Source organism: Candidatus Accumulibacter contiguus, assembly GCF_036625285.1.
GTDB classification, from domain to species: Bacteria; Pseudomonadota; Gammaproteobacteria; order Burkholderiales; family Rhodocyclaceae; genus Accumulibacter; species Accumulibacter contiguus.
In genome coordinates, this window is sequence record NZ_JAZKUC010000001.1 from 168,334 (window position 1) to 194,022 (window position 25,689).

Here is a 25,689-nt window from a genome sequence, read left to right on the forward strand (position 1 = left end):
TCTTCCCGATCCCGAGCAGTTGGCTGTACGGATCATGCGCGGAGAGCGGGCGGCGGTTGCCAGTGGCCTGAATCTGCTGGACAACAAGCTTGCCGAGGCGCGTAACCGCTCGGCAAGCCTGCTGGCTTCGCTTTCCGGCGAGCGATGGCTGAATGACGGTCACCTGATCGGGGTGACCGGGCCTCCTGGTGCTGGAAAGTCCTCGCTCGTTTCCGCGATGATTCGCGAGTGGCGCTTGTCAGGCAGGACGGTCGGGGTACTCGCGGTGGACCCTTCCAGTCGCCCCGAGTTGGGAGGTGGCGCTCTGCTCGGGGATCGCATCCGTATCAAGAACTCGTCGCATGATGAGGGTCTGTTCATCCGCTCGCTGGCCAATCGCAATCAGTTGGGTGGAGTGGCCACCGAGGTCTGGCCGATGAGTTGGCTGATGTTGGCCTGTTTCGATATCGTCGTGATCGAGACGGTCGGCGTCGGCCAGACCGAAATCGATATTGCCGAGATCGGCGACACGGTCTGTTACGTGGCGCAGCCGGCCTCGGGCGATACCATCCAGTATCTGAAGTCGGGCATCATCGAAATTCCGGACATTTTCGCGGTCAATAAGTCCGACCTTGGCGCCCCGGCACGCAAGACGGCTAGCGAAATCGGCCGCAGCGCTTCCCGGCAGGATCGCCGGGAGGATTGGGATTATCCGGTGTGTCTGGTGAGTGCGACGATGAATACCGGGATCAAACCGTTTCACGATCATTTTGACAGGCACCGCAAGTTTCTTGCCAATGCCGGTTTGCTGGACAAACTGCGGATCCGCCATCAGAGTGCCTGGGTAATGCGCTTGCTGAAAGAGGAATTTGGAACTTTTGGCCTGGAGCTTGCCGGCGGCCAAACCCAAATTGGCCAGCGCTTGAGCGAAAATCGATTCAATCAGTTCGAAGAATACGAGCGTATGCGCAAGCATATTCTCTCCAGATTTTTTTCGGTAAACCAACCGAGCAGTCTAACCAAAAAGGAGCATCTTGATGAGCAAACAATTGTATGAACTAGGTGAAAAGCCTCCCTTGGGCGAAGTCCCGGAGAAAATGCACGCCTGGCTGATCCGCCCAGAACGTTTTGGCAAGCCCACAGAGGCGTTTCAGAAGGAAGTGGTCAATACCCCGTCGATCGCCGATGACGAGGTGTTGGTCTATGTGATGGCCGCCGGCATCAACTACAACAACGTCTGGGCGGGACTGGGCATCCCGGTCAATGTCATCGCTGCTCGCAACAAGGGCGGGGAACCCGAAGACTTCCATATTGGCGGCAGCGATGCGTCCGGAATCGTCTACAAGGTCGGCAAGGATGTCACCAACGTCAAGGTGGGGGACGAAGTGGTGATGCATTGCGGCCAGTACAGCCGCAATTGCGAGTGGGTCAAGAAGGGCGGCGATCCGATGTACTCGCCGACCTTCAAGATCTGGGGTTACGAAACCAATTATGGCAGTTTTGCCCAATTTACCCGGGTGCAGGCCCAGCAGTGCATGCCCAAGCCCAAACACATGAACTGGGAAGAGTCGGCGGCGTATACGCTGGTCGCGGCCACCGCCTGGCGGATGCTGCATGGCTGGGGTGCCAGCTCGATCAAGAAAGGCGATGTCGTGCTGATCTGGGGAGGTGCAGGCGGCCTCGGATCGATGGCGATCCAGATCGCCAAGGCGGTCGGTGCAACGTCGGTCGCCATGGTCTCGGGCGAGGACAAGTTCGACTATTGCATGAAGCTGGGTGCGAAAGGTTGCATCAACCGCAATGACTTCGATCACTGGGGAATGCTCCCGCACTGGAAGGATAACGCCGGCTATGCGAAGTGGCTGAAGGGCGTGCGCTCCTTCGGCGCGAAGATTTGGGAAGTGCTGGGCGAGAAGCGGGCGCCGAACATCGTCTTCGAACATCCCGGCGAAACCACCATCCCGACGTCGATCTTCGTTTGCGAGACCGGCGGCATGGTGGTCGTCTGCGCCGGCACCACCGGCTATAATGCGACCGTTGATCTGCGCTATCTGTGGATGCGGCAGAAGCGCCTGCAAGGCTCGCATTTCGCCAATACCGAGCAGTCCAACCAGATGAACGAACTGGCGCTGCGTGGCCAGCTCGATCCCTGCATGTCGCGGGCCTTCACCTACGAAGAGTTACCGATTGCCCATCAGTTGATGCACGACAACAAACATCCACACGGCAACATGTCGGTGCTGATCGGCTCTACCGGTTTTGGTCTGGGCGCCAGCGGCAAGCCGCCCGTGGCGATGGTGCACCCGACGCTGCCCAAGGGCGATGTCCATACCACACCGGCGCCTTATCCGATGTCCGTACCGCTGCCGAGCATCGCCGAGGGCGAAGCGCTGACCATTGCCGACGATGGCAGCAAGGTTCGCGATCTGATGCATCGGGGCATCATCTCCTGTACGCCGGACGATACCGTCGGCAGCGTGGCCAAGATCATGGTGGACAAGGAAATTCATGCGGTGGTGGTGATGGATGAGCAGGGCATGGCTGTCGGAGTCGTATCGCAAACCGATATGGTGCTGGCGCGGCAGGGCCGGACACCGGATCAGGCGCGCGCGATGCTGGCCAGGGAAGTCATGACCCCAGGTTGCGCGACCTGCGACGCAGACATGCTGTTGAGCGATGCGGTCAGCCTGCTGACGGCCCGGCGCATGCATCGCCTGGTGGTGACCGAGAAGGATCAGCCGGTCGGCGTGCTTTCCATGACCGACGTGGTGCGCAAGATCATCGGCGAGTAAGCAGCGCTCGGTCAAATCCTGGCGTTTCCCAGTCCCCTCCCTGTCCAGGGAGGGGGAAATGCAAAACTCCCTTCTCATCCCTCGGGGCCGAGAAGGGATTTTTTTGACACGATGGAGATTATTCCGCCATGCAAGCCATCGTCTGCCATGAACTCACCGGTCCGGCCGCGTTGCGGCTGGATGAAGTTCCGGAACCGCGCCCCGGACCCGGCCAGGTGCGTGTCCGTGTCCGTGCCTGTGGGGTCAACTTCGCTGATAGCCTGATCACCCGTGGCCAATACCAGAAGCAGCCAGCACCACCCTTCACTCCCGGCTTTGAAGTTTCCGGAGAGGTGATGGAATTGGGCACTGGCGTCGGCGGAATCGCCATCGGGGATCGGGTGATCGCCATGACGCCGCATGGCGGCTATGCCGAGCAGGTCATTGCGGACATCGAGCGCTGTGTGCCGATGCCGGCGGCGATGTCCTGGGAACACGGCGCGGCTTTTCCCGTGGTATTCGGTACCTCGCATCTGGCCTTGTGGCATCGGGCACGCTTGCGGGCCGGGGAGACTCTGGTGGTGCATGGCGCATCCGGCGGTGTCGGATTGACCGCCGTTGCCATTGGCAAGCAATTGGGGGCGACGGTCATCGCCACGGCCAACGGCCCGGAAAAGCTGCAGGTGGCCCGCGCACACGGCGCGGATCATCTGATTGATTCCGGCCAAGAGGACCTGCGGACGCGGATCAGGGAATTCACCGACGGTCGTGGTGCCGACGTGGTCTACGATCCGGTTGGCGGTGAGTTATTCACCGCTTCGCTACGCAGCATCGCCTTTGAAGGGCGCATCCTGATCATTGGTTTTGCGGGCGGCGCCGTACCGCAGATTCCCGCCAATCATCTGCTGGTCAAGAATGTGGACGTGATCGGTGTCAACTGGCCAGCCTATGTGGAATTGAATCCGCAGGTGATGACCGAGAGTTTTCGGACACTGATGCAATGGTATCTGGACGGCGCGATCAAGCCGCATGTTTCGGCGACCTACCCACTGGCTCAGGCAGTCGAAGCGCTCAATCAAGTGGTGACGCGCAAATCTACGGGCAAAATCGTCATTATGATGGCTTAGGATATATACTTGTCGTCATCCGGTGGTAATGCCTGTCCTTGCGACGAACCAGGTTCAAGGCATCCGGAAACCTCAATAAAATCGACTGGCGCTGGCAAGGGCGAGCGCCGTATTTACTGGGCGCGGCCATACCCGCGCTGATAATCACGAGAAAGGACTTTGATGAATCCCCAGAACGGTTACGATATTGAAGATTTGTCCGTCGGTATGAGCGCAGAAATCGCCAAGACCATTACGGATGCCGACCTCGTTTTGTTTGCCGGGGTATCGACGGACGTCAATGCGGTGCACATGGATGAAGATTTTGCAAAAACCACCATGTTTGGCGGCCGCATCGCACACGGAATGTTGTCCGCGAGCCTGATTTCAGCGGTGCTGGGCAATCGTTTACCCGGGCCTGGCACGATTTACATGAGCCAGTCCTTGCGCTTCCGCGCGCCGGTGCGTCCGGGTGAAACGGTCCATGCCAAGGTGACGGTCAAGGAGGTCATCACCGAGAAGTCGCGTGTGGTCGTCGATACCGTGTGCACCGTGGGTGACAAGGTGGTCATCGATGGCGAAGCGACGCTGATGGCGACCTCCCGCCAGAAGCGAGAAGCAGCCGGCAAGTAGTCCTACACCGCCGCCGCGTGCTCACCTGGTCGTCCAGATGTTGGTGATCGGCGCCACGGCGGCGGTATTTTCAATCGGTGCCAGCCCGAACATTGCCTGCAGGGTGCGCAAGACATGGTAATGGTTGATGGTGGTGCGGTAATTTCCAGTCTTCACTGTCGCTCCTGCCGGGTTTCGGCAGTGTTACCCCATTCGCCGTGACCAACCCAGGAGGAGACAAGATGAAACCGACATTCCTTTACCGGCTTCTCGCCGCAGCCCTCGCCGCCGCGCTGATCGGTTGTGTCGCGCTGCCGCAGGGCGGCGCAGGCTACGTCCGCTCTTCGGCTTTGCCGGCACCTCCCGACCCGGTTGACAATCCGACGACGCCGGAAAAAGCGGCGCTCGGCAAGCAGCTTTTCTTCGATCCGCGTCTCTCGGGCGACGGCAGCATGGCCTGCCAGGGTTGTCACTACCGCTCCCTCGGCTGGACCGACGCGCTGCCGCTGTCGCGCAAGGTCGGTGGCGGCATGAACACGCGCCATACGCCCAGCGTGTACAACACCGGCTACTACACCAGTTGGTATTGGGACGGCCGTGCCAGGACGCTCGAAGCTCAGGTCAATGCCGCCTGGAAGGCACAGATCGGTGCCGATCCGGCCAAAGCCGCTGCGGTGATCGCTGCGGTACCCGGCTACCAGGTTGAGTTCCGGAAAGTCTTCGGCAGCGCGCCGGACGCCGACAATATTGCCAAGGCGCTGGCCGCTTTCCTGCGTACGCTCAATAGCGGCGAGGCTCCCTGGGATCGTCATGCAGCCGGCGACCAGATGGCCGTCTCGGCCGATGCGCTGGCCGGTTACGAACTCTTCGTCGGCAAGGCGGGCTGTGCCACCTGCCACCAGCCGCCGCTCTACAGCGACAGCCAGTTCCATAACATCGGGCTTGAAGCCGGCAAGGCCAATCCCGACCCCGGCCGCTATGGGGTGACCAAGGATCCGCAAGACAGGTCAGCATTCAAGACGCCAACGCTGCGTTCGGTCGGCATTTCCGGTCCGTATTTCCACGACGGCAGCGTCGCCGACCTGGAGCAGGCCGTGCGCTACATGGCATCAGGCGGCAAGACGGATGCCAGCAAGAGTGCGCTGCTGGTTGACCGCAAACTTTCCGATCAGGAGATCCGACAACTCGTCGCTTTCCTGCATACGCTGACCAGCGAGGAACACTTCGAAGCGCCGGCGCTACCCTAAGTGTCTGGTGCACTCCACCATCTGGCGATTGCCGACTGGCTGGTGCTCTTCGTTTTTTTCTCCTGCTGGGCCGGTTACGGCTGGTTTTCCGAGCATAGCCGCTGGGCATCCGGGGGGCTGATCAGCAGCACCCGTGAATTCCGGCTGGAATGGGCTTACCGGATGCTGGCACGCGAGGTGCGGGTCACCGACTCGACACTGATCGGCAATCTGGTGAACAGCGTCACTTTCTACGCCAATACCACCATCTATATCATCGCCGGCCTGGTCGCCGCACTTGGCGCTGCCGACAAGCTGCTGAACTTCACCAGCGACCTGGCCTTGTCCGGTGCGGGCAACCGGGAACTTCTGGAGATCAAGCTGATGCTGGTACTGGCGAGTTTCGTCTACGCCTACTTCAAATTCACCTGGTCGCTGCGGCAGTTCAACCTGCTCTCGATCCTGGTTGGGGCGGCACCGCTGGGCGAGCGCGGGGATGCCGGTATCGAAAGCTATGCGCGCCGCCTGGCTGGTGCCAACAATCTTGCCGGTGACGACTTCAATCGCGGTATCCGTGCCTATTATTTCGGCCTCGCGGCCTCGGGCTGGCTGCTCAGTCCACTGCTGCTCGGCATCCTCGCGGTGCTGATTCTGCTGGTGCTCTACCGGCGCGACTACCGCTCGGCAGCACTCGGCATTCTGCGTCGGCAACGCTGAACCGGTGAATCCCCAGCGTCACCTGGTCGGCATCGCCTGCGGCCTGCTCGCCTATGGCATCTGGGGATTCTTTCCGCTGTTCTTCCGCCAGCTCGCGCATGTTTCGCCGATGGATGTGTTGAGCAACCGCGCCATCTGGGCCTGCGTATTTGTCGGCCTGCTGCTGACACTGCGCAGGCAATGGCACAAGGTCGCTGCGGTCTTCCGGAGCTGGCGGCAGTTGTTGATGCTGACGGTCGCGGCGCTGCTGATCGGCAGCAACTGGCTGGTTTTCCTGTGGGCGGTGGCCAATCGGCAGGTCGTAGCTTCCAGCCTTGGCTACTTTCTGACGCCACTGGTCAACGTCCTGCTCGGCCTGCTCGTGCTCAAGGAGCGACTGAACCGGCTGGAGTGGCTTTCGGTTGCCCTGGCTCTGGCGGCGATGGCCAACGAAATCGTCGCCATCGGTGGTCTGCCGTGGGTTTCGCTGGTCCTTGCCGGCACCTTCGGTACCTATGGCCTGGTGCGCAAGCAACTCCCGGTCGATGCCGTCTCCGGCCTGTGGCTGGAAACCTTGGCGATGTTGCCGGTTTGCGCGCTCTACGCCTTCTGGCAGGCCGGCAACGGTCATGCGGTGTTCACCGGTCACGACCTTTCTACTTCCTGGCTGTTGATCGGTGCCGGCGCGCTCACCGCGCTGCCGCTGCTGGCCTTCGCCGCTGCCGCGCAGCGACTCGACCTGGCAACCGTTGGTATGCTGATGTACATCAATCCGACGCTGCAGTTCGTCACCGCGATCTGGCTTTTCGGCGAACCGATGCGGGCCGCACAGTTGCTCAGTTTCGGGTTGATCTGGCTGGGACTGTTGGTCTTCAGCTGGAGCGCCTGGGGCAAGTACCGGAATCCGGAGCGCATCGATTTCCGTTGACATTCCCCGATCTTGAACTATTCTGGATATTGCGCTGCAACATATTTCCCGTTAAATGAGCGTGCTTCAGATGACGTGGCCGACCTATGCCAGTCGCCGGAGTGCTCAAGGAATATCGTGCAGCTACTTCTGATCAGATCAAGGCGGTGGCACAGATGATCAACATTCTCGCTGGAGGACAGCGACTGCTCGACGTGCCAGCCGAGTAATGTTGAGGAGCAAGGGTCAGCGTCTCGGCAAGAGGTGGATGTCGAATGCCGAACGAACGCTGTTTGGGTAGATTGAATCGTATGTGAAGCGGAGGAACTGAAAATGACAGACCTTTCCAAACTATTGAGCGATTGGAGCAAGGCAATCTCGAGCATGGACGTGACCAAGGGCAGCGAAGAGCTTCTGAACATCATGGCCGGCCTCAAGGTGCCGGGCGTAAACATGGACGCTCTGGTGGCGAGTCAGCGCGATAACCTCGAAGCCCTGAGCGCCTCCAACCGTGCAGCACTTGCAGGGATGAAAGCGGTCGGGGAGTGGCAAGTAAAGATCCTGCAGGAGACGATGCAGGAATTGACCGCAGCGATCAGCGGCTTGACCAAGGGTGGCTCGCCGCAGGAGATCGCGGCAGCGGAGGCCGAGTTGGCCAGGAAAGCTTTCGAGACCGCAGTCGGCGAGATGCGCGAACTTGCGGACATCGTGGGCAAGGCCAATCAGCAGGCCACCGACGCCATCGTCAAGCGAATCCCCGCGAGCCTGAACGAAATCAAGGAGGTGCTGAAGCTTTCGTAGACGATCGGAACGTCCAGGCCCTGGGCGCAGTAGCAGGGCCCTGGTTTTCAATAGGGGAATGCTGCGGTTGTGGGGAGCAGAGGCGGTCGGTTCCGCCTACGCCATTGCCGCCGCTTCTCCACCCAGCGCAGCGACCAGGTCATCGAGCAACTGCGCCACTTCTCCGGTCATCAGGGTGAAATCGATGTCGAAGCGTTCATCCTCGTTCTCGCCCTGGCCGTCCGCCTGTTCCTTGAGGATGTCCAGGAAGGCGAGGCGCTTGATCTGCAACTGGTCGTTGAGCACAAAGGAAATACGGTCGTTCCAGGTCATTGCCAGGCGGGTGACGATCTTGCCGGTGGCGATATGCTGGCGGATCTCTTCGCCTTCGAGCGTGTGATTGACGTAGCGCACGCTGGCCTTGTCGGTCGAGCGCAACTCGAGGTCCTGGTCGAGGGTGAAACCGACGGCGCTTCGCCGCTGGCCACCCAGCCGGTCATCGCCGCCGAGGGCGATTGTATCACTTTGAGCACCTTGGCCGGCAGGGCGTCGAGCGATTTCTGCAGATGTTCGAGAAACTCCTCGGCTTTTGCCGGCGAGGCGGAATCGATGACCAGCCAGCCGTTGATCGGGTCGATCCAGCCATAGGTGCTGCGGCTGCGGATGAAGGCACGCGGCAGCAGTTCGAGAGTCATTTCCTGCTGGATCTCGCGCATCTCGCGACGCCCGATGCGGCGGCCTTCAGCTTCCTCGATCTCCTTGGCCTTGTCGCTGGCGAAGCGTTTGACGATCGAGGCCGGCAGCAGTTTTTCCTCGACCCCGAGGGCGAGCAGCCACTGCTGGTTGACGGAATGGACGAGTGCGCCGCCGTCCCGCGGCGCGACCCAGCCGATGCTGCGCGGATCGGTTGCGTTGCATCCTTGCAGAGTCAGTTTGCCGAGTTGTTCTGCAAGTTGCTCGGCGTCAGCGGCCCAGTTCCTGGGCAGGCGGTAGAGGTGAAGATTTTTGAACCACATGAGCGGACCCGAAAAAATCGGCCATTATAGGCCGGAAAAGCACATTATTTGTTGCCGAGCCGCCTGGCGGGCGGGTCGGCAACACCGGCTTCTGTTAGCATTCGCGCTGCTCTTGACGATCCATCCATGACCGCTCTGCTCTCCGATGTCTTTTCCGCCGCCGGGCCGCTGGCGACCGGTGTCCCCGGTTATCGCCTGCGCCCCCAGCAGCTTGAACTGGCCGAGCGCATCGCTGCCGCGATGGCGGGCAATCAGGTGCTGATTGCCGAGGCCGGGACCGGCACGGGCAAGACCTATGCCTATCTGGTGCCAGCACTGCTTTCGGGGGGCAAGGTGATTGTGTCGACGGGCACCCGCAACCTGCAGGATCAGCTTTTCACACGCGACATCCCGACCATCCGCAAGGCGCTCAAGTCACCGGTCAAGGTGGCACTGCTCAAGGGGCGAGCCAACTACCTGTGTCATTACCACCTTGAACTTTCGCTTTCCGATGGCCGTTTCCTTTCGCGTGACGACGCCGCCTATGCGCAGCGTATCGCGCGCTTTGCCAGGAAGACCCGCAGCGGTGACAAAGCCGAGTGTGCCGGGGTTCCCGAGAATGCGACGGTGTGGGCGATGGTCACTTCCACTCGCGACAACTGCCTCGGTCAGGACTGCCCGAAGCACAAGGAGTGCTTCGTCCTCGCTGCACGCCGCGAAGCGCTGGCCGCCGACCTGGTGGTGGTCAACCATCACCTGTTCTTCGCCGACGTGATGCTCCGCGACGAAGGAACTGCCGAACTGCTTCCCGCCTGCAACACGGTGATCTTTGACGAAGCACACCAATTGCCGGAAGTTGCCAGCCTGTTCTTTGGCGACAGCATCTCGACCGCGCAGCTCCTCGAACTGACCCGCGATACGCAGCTCGAAGGTCTGGCCTCGGCGCGCGACTGCCTGGATCTGCCGAAGTGCTGTGCGCTGCTCGAAAAAGCCGCTCGCGACCTGCGGCTGGCCTTGCCAGTCGAGCCAGCGCGCTACGCGCTGCAGCAACTCGAAGCGCGCGCCGGTTTCGCCGATGGCTTGAGCGGCGTGCTTTGCGAGCTGGAAGTGCTGGCTGCATTGCTGGAGACGCAGGCACAGCGTGCCGAGGGTCTGGAAAGCTGCTGGCGGCGCGCCACCAATTTGCTGGTGCGCCTGCAGGCCTGGCAGAGTGGGGCGAACCCGGATTTCGTTCGCTGGGCAGAGACCTATAGCCACTCACTGCAGCTCAACGCGACGCCGCTGGTGATCGCCGAGATCATGCAGAAGCAGATGAGCGGCCATCCGCGCGCCTGGATCTTCACTTCGGCGACACTTGCCGTGCAGGACAGTTTTTCCCATTACTGTGCCGAGATGGGGCTCGGCGACGCCGATTCGGCGCGTTGGGAGAGTCCCTTCGACTACCCTCGACAGGCGCTGCTCTACGCACCGCGCAACCTGCCTGATCCGAACCGCCCGGAGTATGCCGAGGCGGTCGTCGAGGCCGCGTTTCCGGTACTCCAGGCGAGCGCTGGCCGGGCTTTTTTTCTGTGTACCTCGCTGCGCGCGATGCGCCGAACGCACGAGTTGCTCAGCGAGTGGCTGCAGCGCGACGGACTCGATCTGCCTTTGCTGTTGCAAGGCGAGCGCAGCAAGAACGAATTGCTCGAACGCTTTCGCAGCCTGGGCAATGCCATCCTGATCGGCAGCCAGAGTTTCTGGGAAGGGGTCGATGTGCGCGGCGAAGCGCTGTCGCTGGTGGTCATCGACAAGCTGCCGTTTGCGCCGCCGGACGACCCGGTACTTTCGGCGCGTATCGAGAAACTCCGCAACGAAGGCCGCAATCCTTTCCTGGAGTACCAGTTGCCGCGCGCAGTGATCAACGTCAAACAAGGGGCAGGTCGCCTGATTCGCGATGAAACCGACCGCGGGGTGTTGATGATCTGCGATCCGCGCCTGCTCAGCAAACCCTATGGCAAGCGTGTCTGGCGAAGCCTGCCGCCGATGAAGAGAACTCGCGAGCTCGCTGACGCTCTGGCTTTCTTTGCCCCGGCGGCGGTCGCCTGATCCGCATGACCCCCCCTCTCCAGGCTGCTGCCGATCTCTTGCCGCTGGACTGCGCTGCGGCGGCTGAACTGCTCAATCGCGGCTGCGCCTGCATCTCGGTCGATCATCGATCCTTGCAGCGCGCGCTCGAAAAAGGCAACGGAACGTTCTCGCACGCTGAACTGCTGGCGACGCGACCGCATCTGTTTTCGGACAGCATGGTTTTCGTCAGCACCGAGCATCTCGCGCGTATGGCACGGATCATCGCCTTGCTCGAACGGCTGGTGGCCTTGCCGGCGTATCGCGAACGCGTGCTCGCCTACGCGCCGCCGCTGGCGCGGCATTCGCCCGGTGCCGCCGGCGTTTTCCTGGGGTATGACTTTCACCTCGGCGCAGACGGTCCGCATCTGATCGAAGTCAATACGAACGCCGGCGGCGCGCTGCTCAACGCTCGCTTGTTGCATGCACAGCGTGCGTGCTGCGCAGCGGTGGCGCGGATGATGCCGGCGCCGATGCCGGTCGAGGAAACCTTTCTGGCGATGTTTCGCGAGGAGTGGCGGCTGGCTCGCGGTGATCACGATGCTTCACAGCGGCCGCTGGCGCGCATCGCGATTGTCGATGCGCAGCTCGATGAACAGTATCTGGCGCCCGAATTTGCACTCTTCCGGCAACTCTTCGAGGCGAATGGCATCGCTGCGCTGGTGGCCGACGTGACGGAACTGACCTTCGACGGCGAACGCCTGTGCTGCCGCGGGCAGCCCATCGACCTGGTCTACAACCGGCTGACCGATTTTGCTCTGGCCGAACCGCAGAGTGCGGCGTTGCGTGCAGCGTACTTGAGCGATGCCGTGGTGGTCACGCCGCATCCGCAGGCGCATGCGCTGTTTGCCGACAAGCGCAACCTGCAGGCTTTCGGCGACGACGACTGGCTGGCAACGATCGGCTTGCGCGAGGACGAGCGCAAGTTGCTGGCCGGTAGCATTCCGCGTACTCTGCAGGTGCGCCCTGAGCAGGCCGATGCCTTCTGGGCCGGTCGCAAGCAGTGGTTTTTCAAACCGGCCGCCGGTTACGGCGGCAAGGCGGCCTATCGCGGCGACAAGCTGACCCGGCGCGTATTTGCCGAAATCGCCAGCGGTGGCTATATCGCACAGGCGGTGGTCACCCCTTCCGAGCGGCGTCTGCTGATCGATGGCGTGCCGCACGATTTCAAGCTCGATCTGCGTAACTACGTTTATCGTGGTGCGGTTCAACTGGTGTCGGCGCGACTGTACCGTGGCCAGACGACCAATTTCCGGACCCGTGGCGGCGGCTTTGCGGCGGTTTTCCCGGTACCCTGCCCAAGCGGAAGCAAAGAATGAAACTGTTTGGTATTGCCGGCTACTCCGGCGCCGGCAAGACGACCTTGCTGGAAAAACTGCTGCCGCGAATGACCGGGATCGGGCTGCGCGTCGCTGTGCTCAAGCACGCGCACCACCATTTCGACATCGACCAGCCGGGGAAAGACTCGTTTCGCCACCGCGCGGCAGGGGCTGGCGAAGTGCTGCTGGCCAGCAGTGCGCGCTGGGTATTGATGAGCGAGTTACGCGGCGCTCCCGAGCCGACGCTCGAGGAATATGTCGCACACTTGTCGCCGTGCGACCTGGTTCTCGTCGAGGGTTTCAAGGACGAGGCGATCCCGAAGCTCGAAGTGTATCGGCCCGGCAACGGCAAGCCGCCGCTATGGCCACAGCAGCAGCACATCGTCGCTGTCGCCTCGGATGCCCTGCAATCGCTGACACTGCCGGCGCATCTGGCGCGGCTGGACCTGAACGATCCGGAAGCGATCGTCCGCTTCATCCTCGGCACTCTTCAACTGGGAGGGAAAACGCATGCTGTCCTTTGATGAGGCGCTGGCACGCTTGCTGACCAGTGCCCGGACCGTTTCAGAAGTTCGCTGCCTGCCGACGCTGGCTGCCGCCGGGCGCGTGCTGGCGCGGGCACAGCAGGCGACGGTCGATGCGCCGCTGCTCGACAACTCGGCGATGGACGGCTATGCGCTGGCCATTGCCGATGTGCCACGCTTGCCGAGCCGCCTGCCGGTTTCGCAGCGCATTCCGGCGGGCAGCGTCGGTACACCGCTGCAGCCAGGAACCGCTGCCCGGATCTTCACCGGTGCGCCGATACCGGCCGGGGCCGACGCAGTGGTGATGCAGGAGCTTTGTGAACACGCCGACGATGCGGTGCTGATCAACCATCGGCCGCAAGCGGGCGAACATATTCGCCGCGCCGGGAGCGACATTGCCGCCGGGAGCGAGATTCTCCCTGCCGGGCTGCGCCTGCGACCCCAGGATACCGCCCTGGCGGCGTCGGTGGGAATCGCCGAACTGCCGGTTTTCCGCCGCTTGCGAGTGGCCGTATTGTTTACGGGTGATGAACTGCGCATGCCCGGTGAGCCGCTGCCGCCGGGCGCGATCTACAATGCCAACCGTTTCCTGCTCACCGCCCTGCTGCAGCCATTGGGTTGCGTCGTGCGTGATCTCGGGCAGGTGCCCGACGATCTGCCGGCGACGCGCCAGGCGCTGCGCGCAGCCGCGATCGACAATGACCTGGTGCTCAGTTCGGGCGGCGTTTCCGTCGGCGAAGAGGATCACGTCAAAGCCGCCGTTGCGGCGGAGGGTCGGATCGAGATGTGGAAGATCGCCATCAAGCCCGGCAAACCCCTGGCATTTGGACAGATCGGTTCGCCCGGAAGCGAGGTGGCGTGCATCGGTTTGCCGGGAAACCCGGTTTCCTGCCTGATCACCTTCCTCATGCTGGTGCGGCCTTTTCTATTGAAAATGCAGGGCGTGCATCGAATTACCCCACCGAGCTACCGGCTGCGCGCCGATTTCGACTGGTTGCGACCCGATGCCCGGCGCGAGTTCCTGCGTGCAAGAAGCCATGCCGACGGCGGCGTGGAGATCTTCGCCAACCAGGGAGCGGCAGTCCTGAGTTCGGCGGTATGGGGCGATGGCCTGATCGATAACCCGCCGCAGCAGATGATCCGACGCGGCGACATGGTGCGCTTCCTGCCGTTTTCAGCCTTGCTGAACTGAACCTGGAGGGCGAATGATGCTGAAGATTCTGTACTTCGCGAGCGTCCGCGAGCAACTCGGACAGGGGAGCGAAGAGTTGCCGCTGCCGGCCGGGGTGGTGGATGTCGCCGGTCTGCTCGGGTTTCTCGCGCAACGGGGCGGCGCATGGGAGCACCTGGCGGAGATCAGGAACCTGCGTCAGGCGGTCAATCAGGAAATGGTCGGGCGCGATGCACCGATCGGGGCGGGGGACGAGGTCGCTTTCTTTCCGCCGGTGACCGGCGGTTGAAATGATGGTTCGCGTTCAGGAGGCTGATTTCGACGTCGGCTCAGAGCTGGCGGCGCTACGCCGGGATCGACCACAGATCGGTGCGCTAGTGTCCTTTGTCGGTGTCGTGCGAGCGGCCAGCGACGGCGCCGGGGTCTCGGAGATGACCCTCGAACATTACCCAGGAATGACCGAGAAAGCGCTTGCAGCGATGGTCGGCGAAGCCGGACGCCGCTGGAAGCTCATCGACGCGATCGTCATCCACCGCGTCGGTCGCTTGCTGCCGGGCGACCAGATCGTCCTCGTCGCGGTGGCCGGCGCGCACCGTGGTGAAGCTTTTGCCGCCTGCGAGTTCCTCATCGACTACCTGAAAACGCGTGCGCCATTCTGGAAGCGCGAAGTGACGCCGCAAGGTGCGCGCTGGGTCGCTGCGCGCGCGAGTGACGATCAGGCTGCCGAGCGCTGGCGGGATTAAGCCCGGCATGGTCCTGGAGATCTGCCGGGCTCTGCTCCAGCTTGTGTTCGATGACGCGCCGCCCCCAGGCATCGGGCGCGGCGTCGCGTACTGCACTCGGAATACCCTTGAGCTGTGTGAACTCGAAGACTTCCTTGGCCAGAGGTAGTCGGAACGGATCGAGCGCCACCGCTTCGGGCCTCGCAAGATAGCGATTGCCGTAGCGGAATCGGCCGATCTGCGTGCCATCTGGCAAGGTTTGGACGCGCAGCAACGCCGCCGGCACCGTCTCCAGGGTGCCGGGAAGCTGGAGGTAGACGTAGGCCTTTCGTTCAGAAGTCATAGTCGTCGCTCGCTTTGCGTGGCTTGCCTGCACGTGCGGGACGTCGTGCGGCTTCGAGCGCCTTGCCATGCAGGTCGGCATCGGGATCGGCGACGCCGTCCAGGGTTCGGTCCAACCCCAGGGCCCACAGCACTGTGAAGCACACTCCGACGGCCGTTCCGGGCTTGCCCAATTCCAGCGCGGTCAGCGTGTTGCGGTTGATGCCGGCCTTGTTTGCCAGATAAGCGACGGACCAACTGCGACGGATGCGCGCGATCCGAATGCGCTGGCCGAGCTGGGTCACCTGTTCGGCAACTTGCATCGGAGTCTCAAACTTGCTCATTGGAGTAGGCATTTCTCCATTAAATGCCCATAATATTAGGCGTTGGGCGTTGGCGCCACAAAATATTCGTCGTGTGCTTGGCCACCGGCCTGGGTTCTTCGGGCCAAGCACGGGTCACCGTGGCGCTTGCCTGCGGTAGCGTGCCTGCCCGAACCAGGGCCGCCTGGGTCGGGGGTGCCAAGGGGGAGCGCTTTCGGTCGGCGCGCTGGCGGCGTAGCGTTTCGGGTCGGGCCGATCCGTGGCCGCGTCGGCTTGCCACACGAGCGGGAGGTTATTGCGAGTTCCCCGTCCAACTTTTCATTCCACCGGACGCCGGTGCAGCGGCTTTGGCTCTTCGGCAACGCCTCGTCCCGGCGCCGGTAAATTCAAACGATAGATTCGTTCTCCGGAAGCCCTTAACACCCATCTGTTTATGTGTCATATTTGAGGCTATGCAAATGACACTCAGAGGAAGCGGTCGAAGGGATGGCCATGGGTCGCCGCGGTGGCCGACAAGGCCGCCGCGGCGACCCATGGTGCAAGTGGTCCCTGACCGACATGCCGATGCAACGCCGTGGCTTCGTCGCCGGTGCCTTGGATCACGGCAAAGTTCAACCCGACCAGGGCCACCTGGAGCGCCTGCGTCCAGGTCGCCGCCTTGCGATCCGCCGCGTACTGTTCCAGAAGAAGAAAGCCCGAAACCGGCTCCAGCACCACCAAACCCATCTGCGGAGGGAAGGTCTCCTCCTCACACACCGTGAGATCCCGGTGCGGCATGTCCCGCGCCAGCGCCGCGCGCTGCTCATGTGCGACAGCGACCAGCGCCTCCTCCCGGGCCGCATTTAGGCCCTGGAGGGTGCCGTAGCTGGCCCCGACGAATGCCGACAGCCCGCTCAACTCCAGAAATTGGCACACCACCCGAATTCCGGCACCGCCCTGCAGGGTGATGCTGAAGTGCGCCGCCAACACCAGTGGATGCAGCCACCGCACGCCCTCGGGGGTCTCTACCCACGCCGCCAAGGCCGCCGGGGCTGCGCCGACCGCCACCGGCTGGCACCATTCCTGCAAGGTACTGCGGGCCAGGCCGAGGTCGGCGGCCACCTGCCGTTGCGGCTGTCCCACCGCCAAGCGCGCGTTGGCCGTCTCAAGCTGCTCCGGAGATTTCATCGATTTCGATCGCTAGTTGCAGCGCTTTGCCGAAATGCTCGGCGAGCGACTGCTGCAGTTTGTCCTGCGCTGGTTTGATCAGCAGATGGCGATGCGTTGGTGAAAGACGAAGGACTATCCGTGTTTCCTCCAGATGGCGCAGCTCACAGTGCTGGCCGAGTTCGCGCGTCATGCCGCTGACCTTGAGCGCGGCCAGAATGGCGTGCCAGTCGTCGACCGGTTGAGCTGACGCGACCGACGCCAAAGGTATGGCCGCCGCCTGCGGCGTTGGCTCGACGGTGGCCGGCGGTGGCCGGCGGTGGCCGGCGGTGTTGCGGAAGCGGCGGAACGCTGGCCGGCGGACTGCGCACTGGCCGGTGCCGCGCCTGCCGCTCGCTGCAGTCTTCTTGGCAGCGAGTGCCCTCTCCGTACTGCTGATGACGGCCACGGCATAGCCGCGGCGCTCGAGGGCGCGCGTGCTACCGCCAGAGGGCATTGCGCCAACAGCTATATATGAATACAGTTGTTGCATCTCGAGTGCTCGACCCGAATCCCCATGGCTACCGCCTGCGCGCCCGCTCGCACGGCTGTCTATCGCCGTCGCCGGCCTGAACGCACCGTGCTCTATCGCACCGTGCAGACGTACCTCGCCACCTGGCTCGAATCCCCGGTGACCGTCGGCAGGGCGCTGCGGGTCCGGCGTATGTCGAGCGGGAGTTCCACCGCTATCTCGAATGCGGGATTCTCGCGCATGGCTTTGCCCGCGCTCGATGCGTCCAGTGCGGTCACGATTTTCTCATCGCCTGGTCATGCAAAGGTCGTGGTGTCTGTCCCGCTTGCAACCCCCGGCGAATGGTCGAAACCGCCGCCCCTCTGGCCGACCCTATTTTGCCGCGACTGCCAGTCCGCCAGTGGGTGCTGTCGGTTCCCAAGCGCCTGCGTGATCCCCTCGAACACGATCCGGCGATCGAGACGCTGGCGCTGGGCATTTTCCTGAGTGTCGTGGACTACGCGCACAGGTCACCGCGCGATCGCTCTTGAACGGAGCCCAAGTGCGGCGTATCCTCCGTGATCGCGTACTGCCGTGGCAGCGCGACGGTCACGCCATGCCCAGCGCCATCGATGGGGAATCCGCGTATCATGACTTGCGCGCGTGGAGCGGCCAAGGAACGGGGGGTCTGCTGTCGTGGCCACTCCCGGACCTTCGCGGCTCGTGCTTTCCTCTGCTCATTCGTCGTTAACCTGCGCACATTTTCCGCCGCATCACAGCCAAGAGTGAGACTTCAGATCTGCCGAGTAATCTATCTGGTGGCCACAGTGATACTGCCTGCCGTCGGCGGACAGTCCGTCGCCCACGCGCAGGACATCGAGCCGCGCGCCTATTCCAATGCGCCAGTCGGGGTGAACTTCCTCATCGCCGGCTATGCCTATACGCAAGGCGCCTTGCCATTCGACGCGTCACTGCCGGTCAAAACGCGCAGCTCAAGACGTCCAGCGCTTGTCCTCGCGTATGCGCGGGTGTTCGACCTATGGGGCAAGTCCGGCAAGTTCGACGCCATCGTTCCCTATACCTGGCTCTCCGGAACAGCGGATGTCGCGGGTCAGCGGTCGAGCGGGTAGGGACGGTTTCGCCGATCCGAGGTTCCGATTGTCGGTCAACCTGTTACGGCGCGCCGGCGCTGACGCTGCAGGAGTTCAAGGATTACGAGCAGGACCTGATCGTCGGCGCGAGCCTGCAGGTGTCGATGCCATCGGGCCAGTACGACTCCAGCCGGATTGTCAACATCGGCACGAACCGCTGGTTTTTCAAGCCGGAGGTCGGTATCTCCCAGGCGCTCGGTTCGTGGACGCTCGAGGCCCAGGCCGCGGTGACCTTCTTCACCGACAACAAGGATTTCGTCCGCGGCAATACCCGCTCGCAGGACCCCATCTACTCGCTGCAGGGGCACGCGATTTACGGCTTCCGCTCCGGGCATCTGGGGTTCGCTGGACGTCACTTACTTCGCCGGCGGCCGCACGACGATCAACAGCGTCCGGAGCGACGACCTCCAGCAGAACTGGCGGGTGGGCGGCACGCTGGCATTTCCCGTGGACGTCCGCAACTCCATCAAGATTTACGTCAGCAGTGGCGTATCGTCACGCACCGGCAATGATTACGACCTGATCGGGATTGCCTGGCAGTACCGCTGGGGTGCCGGGTTGTGAGCCGAGCACGCTGGGCAGGGTCGTTCTGGACAGACGGGAGAGACCCTTTATCCATCTCGTTGCCGGCGGCGTGTTCGACAAGATCGCACAGGTTCGACGAATGCCTGGCGAAAGCGCCAGTTGCACTTCGCGCGTACGCTTGGTTGACCGCTACGCACCTGCTGCTTGCCTTCCTTTTGGCGATCCTTGCCGGCGTGAGCTTCGCCCAGGAGGTCGATCCGCTGCGCGCCGTCGCTGACCGGAACGACGACATCGCGGCGCGGATCGAGCAGGCGAAGAAGGCGATCGACGAGCCGGCGAGCACGCTTGCAGACTTGCGCAAGGCAAAGACCGATCTCGAGCAGAAGATGCACTGGGTCGAACGTCGGGCCAGCGTGTACTCCCTCGGGCAGGAGTTCGCGCAGACGCCCCATCTGGGCGAGCCGACCTCGCCTTGATGGAGGCGCATAGACTCTCGTTGGTACCGTTGGATTTCCTATCCTTCGGCAAGCCTGCGCCACGCCACGCTGCGCTACCGCGTCACCTGCAACACCGCTGGCGCGAAGTTCACCCGCCGCGTCTCGACAATCCGCCTGGCGTCCACCTTTCCCTCGACGATCTCGTAGCCCATCAGCGCAAATACCCGGCCGCGCACGAACAGCGGCCGCGAATTGCCGTACCAATCGACGCACGAGGCGCGGCAGCCGTCATTGCGGTCGCTTGCCGAGGGTTGCGCGGTCAGCGTACCGAGTTCGCTCAGCAACAGGGCGTGATTGCGCAGAAAGAGCAGGGCTGCCGACGGCGTGCGCAGTTGGCGTGCGCCGGATTCGTCGCCGCCGACGATCGGCAGGCCAAGCAGGCCGTCGAACTCGCCTTCGGATTTATAGAAGAAGCCATGACTGCGCGTTTCACCCTGCGCGGCGTCCTTGCGCGTGTAGCGGCCGACGGTCACCGGTGGTAGCGGAGTCAGCCGTACGCTGCTCAGATGCAGGTCCCTGCCGTCTGCTGCCGACGACGAGGGCATTGCTGCCGAGTGCCTCGACACGGTCTACCGAGTGTGGCAACGGTAATTCGTAGACCTCACCCTGCGCATAGCGCACCGCGTACACCTGTGATTGCGTCGTCGTCTGCGGCGAGTGCCAGCCGGTACCCGCGCCGTACAGCAGATACGGGCCGATGTAGCGACTCTGCAGCACGTAGCCGCTGGCTCTCGGCAGCCGGCGGTAAGCCTGGGCGGGTGCGCTGTCACGGCCATCGGAAAAGCTGGCGAGCGGGATGCGCAGCAGCGCCAGGTCGCCGGCATTGACTTCGCCTGCCCACATGCCGTCGCCGCGGCCGTTGGCACGCAGCAGCACGTTCAGCACGCCGCCGTCGTCTTCGTGGAAAGAGAACTGGTCGATCGGGCTGCCGGCTGTCTTCAGGGCACTCGGTGCCGATCCGTCGAGCGGGATGCGGAACACCGACGAAGCCGGAGCACCACGCCCGCTCGGCCGTCGTCCAGACGAACACCGAATTCGGCGAGACGTAGAAGACGCGTCCAGGCGGCCCGAGAACGGCGGTGCTCTGGCAATCCATCTCCGGCCTGGCGAGGTCGCAGATCGAGACACTATGCAGGGCGACGCCGGCGAAGGGGTCGAGCGGCTCGTCGCTGCGGTAGATCCGCGTTGCCGGCGCGATACGCCGGAAGTCCGCCGGCAGCGCTCCAGGGCGCCAGCGGCGCATCGCCGGGAAGGCTGCCCAGGGGTCACCCCATGGGCTGAGAACGTGCGGCGAATAGACGATCAGTTTGCTGCCGATCAGCCGGCTCGCATAGTTGCGGGAAGAATAGTAGTCGTTGGAGCGCAGGTGATAGGTCGCCCGATAGGCGAGCTGTCCAGCGCGCGAAATGTCGAAGACGCCGACTTCGGTGCCACCACGCGCGTAACTGTAGCCGATGACGACGATCGTGTTGCCGGAAATCAGCATCTCGTCGTACCAGGCGCCACCTGGATCGACATCGCTGCCGAAAGCGTCGATGGCGGCGACGGGCCGCAGCTCCTGCGCGCCGATGCGGACCGTGAACAGGCGGCCACGGCGCAGAATCACCAGATGGTCGCCGTGCAACTTGACGATGCCACCTTCATCGACACCCGCATGCTGGACGTTGGTGACCGATTCGTTCTTGCCGGCGGCGGCCTCCTTGGCCACAGCCGCGGGTGCGGCGGCGGGTGCGGGGGAAGGTTGAGCGAGCTGGCCCGCGGCGCTGTTCACGGACTTGTCGGCACGCGCGCGTTGCTGCTCGTCGCGACGACGCTGTGCCTCGTCGGCCCAGCGTTTGAAGAGACCGGCAAGTTCCTGCTCGTTGGCGAAGGCGCTGAGGGTCTTGTGCGGCGCAGTCGGATTGGCGGCGGCCGTTGCCGGTGGCAGGCTCAGAGCAGTCAGCGTGACAGCGGTCAGATAGGCGACAAGGGTACGATGCATGACAGTCCTTTCGTTGAGGATACAGAACTGTAAACGGACGACACTCGGCAATGGGGTTACAACTCGGCACGGAATGCAGCGGGAAGGTTGCGAATTCCAGAACGATTGACGAGCGGGGGTTGAGCGGTCACCAGATCAATCCCCCAAGACTACGCCTCTGGTCATGGTGCTACCGTAATAACGCAAGGCTCCGGGATGGAAGGGGAGGAAGGTGTTGCGTGAGAAATTGGCCGGGATCGTCGCCGCCGCCGCGGGATGGGCCATCACAAGCTCCTCATGGTTCTTGAAGACCGCATCGACGATAGCATAAACCAGGCTATCGGGAAGAGACTTGTGAACCACGGCAAAGTTGAACAGGCCGACCGTCTGGTAATCCGCCATCAGCGACGGATAACTTCCCGCTGGAATCGTGGAAGGCGTGAGTTCCGGGATCGCCAGGCGCAAGGCAACGATCTCGTTCTTGCCGAGGCCAATGAAACGCACCAGCTTCTTGGCATCCAATTCGGCCAGGGCGGGGAATGGAGCCCCAGCCGCCGCCGCCAGAATGTCGATTTTCCCCGTCTGCAATTGCGCAGCGAGTTCATCGTAGGAACCGTATACCAGGTTCGCTTCCAGTTTGAGAACAGCCAGGAATTTCGGGATGTAGTCACCCGCTGTACCGCCGTGCGGCCCAACTCCCATACGCTTGCCAGCCATGTCTGTAAGCGAGCGAATCGCCGAGCTCTTCGCCACGGCGAAAGTGAATGGCGAGTCATACATCGGGAATAGCGCCTGCATCGAGCGGAATTGACGACCGTTGGTCCAGGTAGCGCTGCCATTCCAGCCCTCCAGCGCGACCCCCAGGGTGACGAAGCCAATTTGTGGCCAACCGGACTCCATTAGCTGGATGTTCTGGCTGGGGCCTTCGGTCGGTTGTTCGGCAACACTGATACCCAGGACACGCGTCAGAATCTTCGCCAGAGCGGCACCGTAGGCGTGGTAGGTACCGCCCGGCGATGCCGTGGCTATGGACATCGATGCTGGCCAATTGGGCTCGGCGGCCTGCGCCGACCTGGTCAGGAAACAGAGAAATACTGCGGTATACAGCAAGATGCCGATGTGGCGCGCTTTCATGTCCTTGACTCCCTGTTCATTAGCTGTGGTGCAGGCTCGCTTCTGCTTCGAGCTCAGCCTCTACGTCGCGGCTCATCATCCGTGCGAGTTGCTCTTGATCGAGTTCATGTTCCCACTTCGATACCACTACGGTGGCCACGCCATTACCGATGAGATTGGTCAGCGCACGCGCTTCCGACATGAAGCGATCGATGCCGAGTATCAGTGCCAGGCCCGCTACCGGGATGGTTGGCACCGCTGCCAAGGTTGCTGCCAGGGTAATGAATCCGCCCCCGGTAACGGCCGCAGCACCTTTTGAAGTCAGCAGCAGGACGCCGAGTATGGTGAATTCCTGTACCAGGGTGAGCTCGGTGTTGGTCGCCTGGGCAATGAAGATTGCCGCCATGGTCAGATAGATCGCAGTGCCATCGAGGTTGAATGAATAACCTGTCGGAATCACCAGTCCAACCACGCCCTTGGAACAGCCGAGTTTCTCCATTTTGGCCATCATGCGCGGCAAGACGGTTTCGGAAGACGATGTGCCGAGCACGATCAGCAACTCTTCCTTGATGTAGGCAATGAACTTGAAGATGCTGAAGCCACACCAACGGCCGATTGCACCCAGGATGAAAATGATGAACAGCAGACAGGTCAGGTAGAAACTGCCCATCAGCTTGGCCAGCGGTATCAGTGAGGAGAGGCCATACTTGCCGATGGTGAAGGCCATGGCGCCAAAAGCACCGACTGGGGCGAGCTTCATGATGAAGCCGACGACGATGAACAGGGCATGCGCGAGCTGATCGATAAAGACGACGACCGGCTTGCTTTTGGGTCCGGCGGCGGCCAGCGCAAAACCCATCAACACCGAGAACATCAGAACCTGGAGGATGTCTCCCTTGGCGAAGGCATCGACCACGGTATGCGGGATCACATTCAGCAGAAAGTCGACCGTGCTCTGTGACTTGGCACTGGTCGTATAGCTTGCGATGGCCTTGGTGTCGAGGGCTTCCCACTTAAGCCGGGACAATCTCTAACTTCAATGGGTTATGCACAACCCGGTGGCGGGACTTCCTCGGTAAGGGAAGTTCCCCCATCTGGTTGAGCAGCCAATCGAAAAGATCAGGGAAAGAGGTGCTAAACAGACGTTCGGCTGCGATAGTGCCGTCACTACGTCTCACCCCATAGTTGTGGATAACCGTTAGCGCAGCCAGGCGGCATTTCGTCAGACCTCGCCCGTTATGATACAACTGGGACAAGCGGCCATTGCGCCCTTCGACGGCGGAGGAGCTGCGATGGAACTGTCGCACCATCCATTCCCCCCATTCTAGCCAGCGCTGCAACTCACTCTCGGAGAATCCCGAATGGAACGGGTCTGCTTTCCAGGCCTCTAATGCTCGCTGCCAAGCCTCCTGATACCGTTTCCGGTGAACCCTGTTTTGCGTTTTCCGCATTTGGTAGTGCCAATAGAGTACGGGCAACAGCTTGCTCGTCAGCCATTGCCGAGTCGCTTCATCCAGAGACCAGCCCAGCAGGATTTCTTCTACCCAAAGCCACCAAAAGCTGACGTGACTCGATAAGGCGCCGATCTGGGCACGGAACTTCTTCAGGGCGGAACGGGTATCCTGGATCCCTTGTTGCGCCGCCAGAGTTTCCAGGGCCTGTGCTCGCGTTTCCAGTCCTGCCACTACGCTCTCCGCCGTCGTGCGAGTATTCTCCTCCAGGGAGAAGGGATGGATTTCCTCGGCGATTCCCAGCAACTGCTTCTGGTACTCTTGCTGCGCCTGTTCCACTTGCGCGCGGGCTTCCCAGGCACAGGCCTGTTGTGCCGCCAAAGCCGCCTTTTCCTCGGTACTGGCTCCGCGCGACGGCTGATCAAGGGCCTTCTGGGCCAGTTCGCAGCACTGATCCGCCTTGGCTTTTCGACGTCCCAAGGCCGGTGACAACCAGCGACTGAGGCCATATTGCTCGTGGAACGTATCCGCGCCCGAGGTACACTCAAAGCCTGTGACCGCTAATTTGATCAGGGCCTTCGCCCGGTCACTGATGGCGTGGTTGACTTCGATACCCAGTGCTTCCAGGCGCGGGGTCACCTGGGCAAACCAGGTATCGAAACCCCGGTCCTTCTGAATCGACTCCAGCAATAGGTAGCCCGAGGACAAATCCATCAGCACCAAGATCAGAATCTCCCCAAAGAACGTCTCATCCGCGGCCACCACCGCTTGGCGTGTCCGCGTCGGTACCGAGGCTTCACACTGTTGCTGAAACAGGGGCAACAGCGCTTCCATCCGGCTGAGTTGGGTCTGCAAGGCGCTGGGAGACACCCCCACATGGGTATGAAGGCGGATCAATTGGAAGAAATCCGACAAGGCACCCGCCCCCACATGATGTTGCAGCCCGAACGTGTACAGCACAGCAAATACCAGCAATCTCAGCCATGCCTCCCCCTCTTCGGTTTCCCAAAACCCCGATTCAGGATGTCGGTTCCTACGGGCTTGCGCTTGCAGGTGGCGATGAACACTGCTTTTCGGGCGATGAATTAATTCCCCCACTGCACGCAGGCTTCGTTTTCCCTGGTCTGTAAGTGCGGCAAAAATGACGCGGCTGGTTGTCCGTATGGCTTGAGTCGTAGAGTTTTTTTGTCATAAAACTGATGATACAGGAGATGCGGCAACCAGTTCCCATCTCCTCAGCTCCCTTCATCCTCAGACTCTATCGGTAGCATGACTGTCCCGCTTTAAGTGGGAAGCCGTGTCGAGCGTACTGACATCGGCATTCATGCCGACGCCGGGTTGTGTCAGATGCACCACCAACAAGCCGATGGCCAGCGCAAAGGTACTCACCACCTCAAAATACAGCAGGGCCTTGCCGCCTACGCGTCCGACTTTCTTCATGTCTTCCATGCCGGCGATTCCGGTCACCACGGTACAGAAGATGATCGGAGCGATGATCATCTTGATCAGCTTGATGAAGCCGTCTCCCAGAGGTTTCATGGAAGAGCCCGATTCGGGATAGAAATATCCCAACAGAACACCGCAGATGATGGCAATGATGACCTGGAAATAGAGGGACTTGTAGAGCGGTTGCTTATTTGTCATACGATTCTCCTGGTTTATGAATGCAAAAGGTTTTTTGAACCCGATATGTTCCTTTCCTGTCCGGTGGCGATCTCTGCGGCGACGATGTCATGGAGGTTCGGAGGGTGGCGCAGCGTTTGACCCTTGGTGGAGTCCATCCTTCCTTTCCAGCACAATA

The 25,689-nt window shown here is 61.9% G+C and carries 29 protein-coding genes and 4 pseudogenes; 20 read left to right on the plus strand and 13 right to left on the minus strand.

Annotated features, from left to right (window positions below; translation table 11 throughout):
• Positions 1-34 precede the first annotated feature (34 nt).
• The 5 genes and pseudogenes from V5B59_RS00775 to V5B59_RS00795 all read left to right on the plus strand — a co-directional run bounded on the left by V5B59_RS00775 (position 35) and on the right by V5B59_RS00795 (position 4,489).
• Positions 35-1,036: an ArgK/MeaB family GTPase gene (locus V5B59_RS00775; protein WP_332352161.1), complete on the plus strand. Its 1,002-nt coding sequence runs from the start codon at positions 35-37 to the stop codon at positions 1,034-1,036.
• Positions 1,017-2,249, plus strand: a pseudogene (gene ccrA, locus V5B59_RS00780) (crotonyl-CoA carboxylase/reductase); the annotation flags it as partial. The gene V5B59_RS00775 and the pseudogene ccrA, both read left to right, overlap by 20 nt.
• 159 nt (positions 2,250-2,408) lie before the next feature.
• Positions 2,409-2,771 (plus strand): CBS domain-containing protein, encoded by a 363-nt coding sequence (locus V5B59_RS00785; protein WP_248594713.1) that lies wholly within the window; start codon positions 2,409-2,411, stop codon positions 2,769-2,771.
• Positions 2,772-2,899: 128 nt separating this feature from the next.
• Positions 2,900-3,877: an NADPH:quinone oxidoreductase family protein gene (locus V5B59_RS00790; protein ID WP_034912637.1), complete on the plus strand. Its 978-nt coding sequence runs from the start codon at positions 2,900-2,902 to the stop codon at positions 3,875-3,877.
• 162 nt (positions 3,878-4,039) lie between these two features.
• Positions 4,040-4,489, plus strand: coding sequence for a MaoC family dehydratase (locus V5B59_RS00795; RefSeq protein WP_034912642.1), 450 nt, complete (start codon positions 4,040-4,042; stop codon positions 4,487-4,489).
• A gap of 21 nt (positions 4,490-4,510) precedes the next feature.
• On the opposite strand, the gene V5B59_RS00800 is transcribed toward V5B59_RS00795, so the two are convergent.
• A complete protein-coding gene (locus tag V5B59_RS00800; RefSeq protein ID WP_256435954.1) occupies positions 4,511-4,645 on the minus strand; it encodes a hypothetical protein in 135 nt (44 codons plus the stop codon).
• Positions 4,646-4,710: 65 nt separating this feature from the next.
• Here V5B59_RS00800 and V5B59_RS00805 point away from each other — a divergent pair, with 65 nt between their 5' ends.
• The 5 genes from V5B59_RS00805 (at position 4,711) to V5B59_RS00825 (ending at position 8,098) form a co-directional block, all read left to right on the plus strand.
• The gene (locus V5B59_RS00805) at positions 4,711-5,715 is read left to right on the plus strand and encodes a cytochrome-c peroxidase (RefSeq protein ID WP_169069587.1); all 1,005 of its coding nucleotides are present in this window, start codon (positions 4,711-4,713) and stop codon (positions 5,713-5,715) included.
• Complete coding sequence (locus tag V5B59_RS00810) at positions 5,716-6,411, plus strand: DUF599 domain-containing protein (protein ID WP_169069588.1); 696 nt, start codon at positions 5,716-5,718, stop codon at positions 6,409-6,411.
• Positions 6,412-6,415: 4 nt separating this feature from the next.
• Complete coding sequence (gene rarD, locus V5B59_RS00815; RefSeq protein ID WP_169069589.1) at positions 6,416-7,318, plus strand: EamA family transporter RarD; 903 nt, start codon at positions 6,416-6,418, stop codon at positions 7,316-7,318.
• 86 nt (positions 7,319-7,404) lie between these two features.
• The gene (locus tag V5B59_RS00820) at positions 7,405-7,527 is read left to right on the plus strand and encodes a hypothetical protein (protein ID WP_256435955.1); all 123 of its coding nucleotides are present in this window, start codon (positions 7,405-7,407) and stop codon (positions 7,525-7,527) included.
• A gap of 103 nt (positions 7,528-7,630) precedes the next feature.
• Positions 7,631-8,098: a phasin family protein gene (locus tag V5B59_RS00825; RefSeq protein WP_169069590.1), complete on the plus strand. Its 468-nt coding sequence runs from the start codon at positions 7,631-7,633 to the stop codon at positions 8,096-8,098.
• Between the two features lie 96 nt (positions 8,099-8,194).
• On the opposite strand, the pseudogene V5B59_RS00830 reads toward V5B59_RS00825, so the two are convergent.
• Positions 8,195-9,093: pseudogene (locus V5B59_RS00830) on the minus strand (recombination-associated protein RdgC).
• Between the two features lie 126 nt (positions 9,094-9,219).
• Here V5B59_RS00830 and V5B59_RS00835 point away from each other — a divergent pair.
• Genes V5B59_RS00835 through moaE form a run of 6 tightly spaced genes read left to right on the plus strand, consistent with a single transcriptional unit; the run spans position 9,220 to position 14,932 of the window.
• The gene (locus V5B59_RS00835; protein WP_332351364.1) at positions 9,220-11,157 is read left to right on the plus strand and encodes an ATP-dependent DNA helicase; all 1,938 of its coding nucleotides are present in this window, start codon (positions 9,220-9,222) and stop codon (positions 11,155-11,157) included.
• A gap of 5 nt (positions 11,158-11,162) precedes the next feature.
• Positions 11,163-12,494 carry a hypothetical protein gene (locus tag V5B59_RS00840; protein ID WP_169069592.1) on the plus strand — a complete coding sequence of 444 codons (1,332 nt, stop codon included), beginning with the start codon at positions 11,163-11,165 and terminating at the stop codon, positions 12,492-12,494.
• Positions 12,491-13,018 (plus strand): molybdopterin-guanine dinucleotide biosynthesis protein B, encoded by a 528-nt coding sequence (gene mobB / locus V5B59_RS00845; protein WP_169069593.1) that lies wholly within the window; start codon positions 12,491-12,493, stop codon positions 13,016-13,018. Before V5B59_RS00840 ends, mobB begins: the two co-directional genes overlap by 4 nt.
• Positions 13,005-14,210: a molybdopterin molybdotransferase MoeA gene (locus V5B59_RS00850; protein WP_169069594.1), complete on the plus strand. Its 1,206-nt coding sequence runs from the start codon at positions 13,005-13,007 to the stop codon at positions 14,208-14,210. The genes mobB and V5B59_RS00850 overlap by 14 nt, the downstream gene beginning before the upstream one ends.
• A 13-nt stretch (positions 14,211-14,223) precedes the next feature.
• Positions 14,224-14,478, plus strand: a complete 255-nt coding sequence (gene moaD / locus V5B59_RS00855) for a molybdopterin converting factor subunit 1 (protein ID WP_169069595.1) — start codon at positions 14,224-14,226, stop codon at positions 14,476-14,478.
• A gap of 1 nt (position 14,479) precedes the next feature.
• Positions 14,480-14,932 carry a molybdopterin synthase catalytic subunit MoaE gene (gene moaE / locus V5B59_RS00860; protein ID WP_169069596.1) on the plus strand — a complete coding sequence of 151 codons (453 nt, stop codon included), beginning with the start codon at positions 14,480-14,482 and terminating at the stop codon, positions 14,930-14,932.
• A 311-nt stretch (positions 14,933-15,243) separates the two neighbouring features.
• On the opposite strand, the gene V5B59_RS00865 is transcribed toward moaE, so the two are convergent.
• The 4 genes from V5B59_RS00865 to V5B59_RS26025 form a co-directional block, all read right to left on the minus strand.
• A complete protein-coding gene (locus V5B59_RS00865) occupies positions 15,244-15,555 on the minus strand; it encodes a hypothetical protein (RefSeq protein ID WP_248594700.1) in 312 nt (103 codons plus the stop codon).
• A 465-nt stretch (positions 15,556-16,020) separates the two neighbouring features.
• Positions 16,021-16,722 carry a hypothetical protein gene (locus V5B59_RS00870; protein WP_332351368.1) on the minus strand — a complete coding sequence of 234 codons (702 nt, stop codon included), beginning with the start codon at positions 16,720-16,722 and terminating at the stop codon, positions 16,021-16,023.
• Positions 16,700-17,197, minus strand: coding sequence for a DNA polymerase III subunit gamma/tau C-terminal domain-containing protein (locus tag V5B59_RS00875; protein ID WP_332351370.1), 498 nt, complete (start codon positions 17,195-17,197; stop codon positions 16,700-16,702). The genes V5B59_RS00870 and V5B59_RS00875 overlap by 23 nt, the downstream gene beginning before the upstream one ends.
• A gap of 128 nt (positions 17,198-17,325) precedes the next feature.
• Positions 17,326-17,490 carry a hypothetical protein gene (locus V5B59_RS26025; protein WP_408612882.1) on the minus strand — a complete coding sequence of 55 codons (165 nt, stop codon included), beginning with the start codon at positions 17,488-17,490 and terminating at the stop codon, positions 17,326-17,328.
• Between V5B59_RS26025 and V5B59_RS26030 the strand changes: the two genes are divergently transcribed.
• The 4 genes from V5B59_RS26030 (at position 17,443) to V5B59_RS00895 (ending at position 19,343) form a co-directional block, all read left to right on the plus strand.
• On the plus strand, positions 17,443-17,742 hold the full coding sequence (locus V5B59_RS26030; protein WP_408612943.1) for a transposase zinc-binding domain-containing protein: 300 nt from the start codon (positions 17,443-17,445) through the stop codon (positions 17,740-17,742). The genes V5B59_RS26025 and V5B59_RS26030 overlap by 48 nt on opposite strands.
• 267 nt (positions 17,743-18,009) lie before the next feature.
• Complete coding sequence (locus tag V5B59_RS00885; protein ID WP_332351372.1) at positions 18,010-18,321, plus strand: hypothetical protein; 312 nt, start codon at positions 18,010-18,012, stop codon at positions 18,319-18,321.
• Positions 18,322-18,446: 125 nt separating this feature from the next.
• Positions 18,447-18,854, plus strand: coding sequence for a transporter (locus V5B59_RS00890; RefSeq protein ID WP_332351374.1), 408 nt, complete (start codon positions 18,447-18,449; stop codon positions 18,852-18,854).
• A gap of 195 nt (positions 18,855-19,049) precedes the next feature.
• Positions 19,050-19,343, plus strand: a complete 294-nt coding sequence (locus tag V5B59_RS00895; protein ID WP_332351376.1) for a hypothetical protein — start codon at positions 19,050-19,052, stop codon at positions 19,341-19,343.
• A 74-nt stretch (positions 19,344-19,417) separates the two neighbouring features.
• Here V5B59_RS00895 and V5B59_RS00900 read toward each other — a convergent pair whose 3' ends face one another.
• From V5B59_RS00900 to V5B59_RS00930, 7 genes and pseudogenes are all read right to left on the minus strand, one after another.
• Positions 19,418-19,837 (minus strand): hypothetical protein, encoded by a 420-nt coding sequence (locus V5B59_RS00900; protein ID WP_332351378.1) that lies wholly within the window; start codon positions 19,835-19,837, stop codon positions 19,418-19,420.
• Positions 19,794-20,207, minus strand: a complete 414-nt coding sequence (locus V5B59_RS00905; protein WP_332351379.1) for a hypothetical protein — start codon at positions 20,205-20,207, stop codon at positions 19,794-19,796. Before V5B59_RS00905 ends, V5B59_RS00900 begins: the two co-directional genes overlap by 44 nt.
• Complete coding sequence (locus V5B59_RS00910; protein WP_332351381.1) at positions 20,131-21,345, minus strand: beta-propeller domain-containing protein; 1,215 nt, start codon at positions 21,343-21,345, stop codon at positions 20,131-20,133. The genes V5B59_RS00905 and V5B59_RS00910 overlap by 77 nt, the downstream gene beginning before the upstream one ends.
• 135 nt (positions 21,346-21,480) lie before the next feature.
• Positions 21,481-22,458, minus strand: a complete 978-nt coding sequence (locus V5B59_RS00915) for a TAXI family TRAP transporter solute-binding subunit (protein WP_332351383.1) — start codon at positions 22,456-22,458, stop codon at positions 21,481-21,483.
• A gap of 19 nt (positions 22,459-22,477) precedes the next feature.
• Positions 22,478-23,440: pseudogene (locus V5B59_RS00920) on the minus strand (cation:dicarboxylate symporter family transporter); the annotation flags it as partial.
• 10 nt (positions 23,441-23,450) lie between these two features.
• Entirely contained in the window at positions 23,451-24,986 is a 1,536-nt protein-coding gene (locus V5B59_RS00925) for a DUF6399 domain-containing protein (RefSeq protein ID WP_332351228.1), read from the minus strand.
• 195 nt (positions 24,987-25,181) lie between these two features.
• Positions 25,182-25,532: pseudogene (locus V5B59_RS00930) on the minus strand (cation:dicarboxylate symporter family transporter); the annotation flags it as partial.
• Between the last annotated feature and the right edge of the window lie 157 nt (positions 25,533-25,689).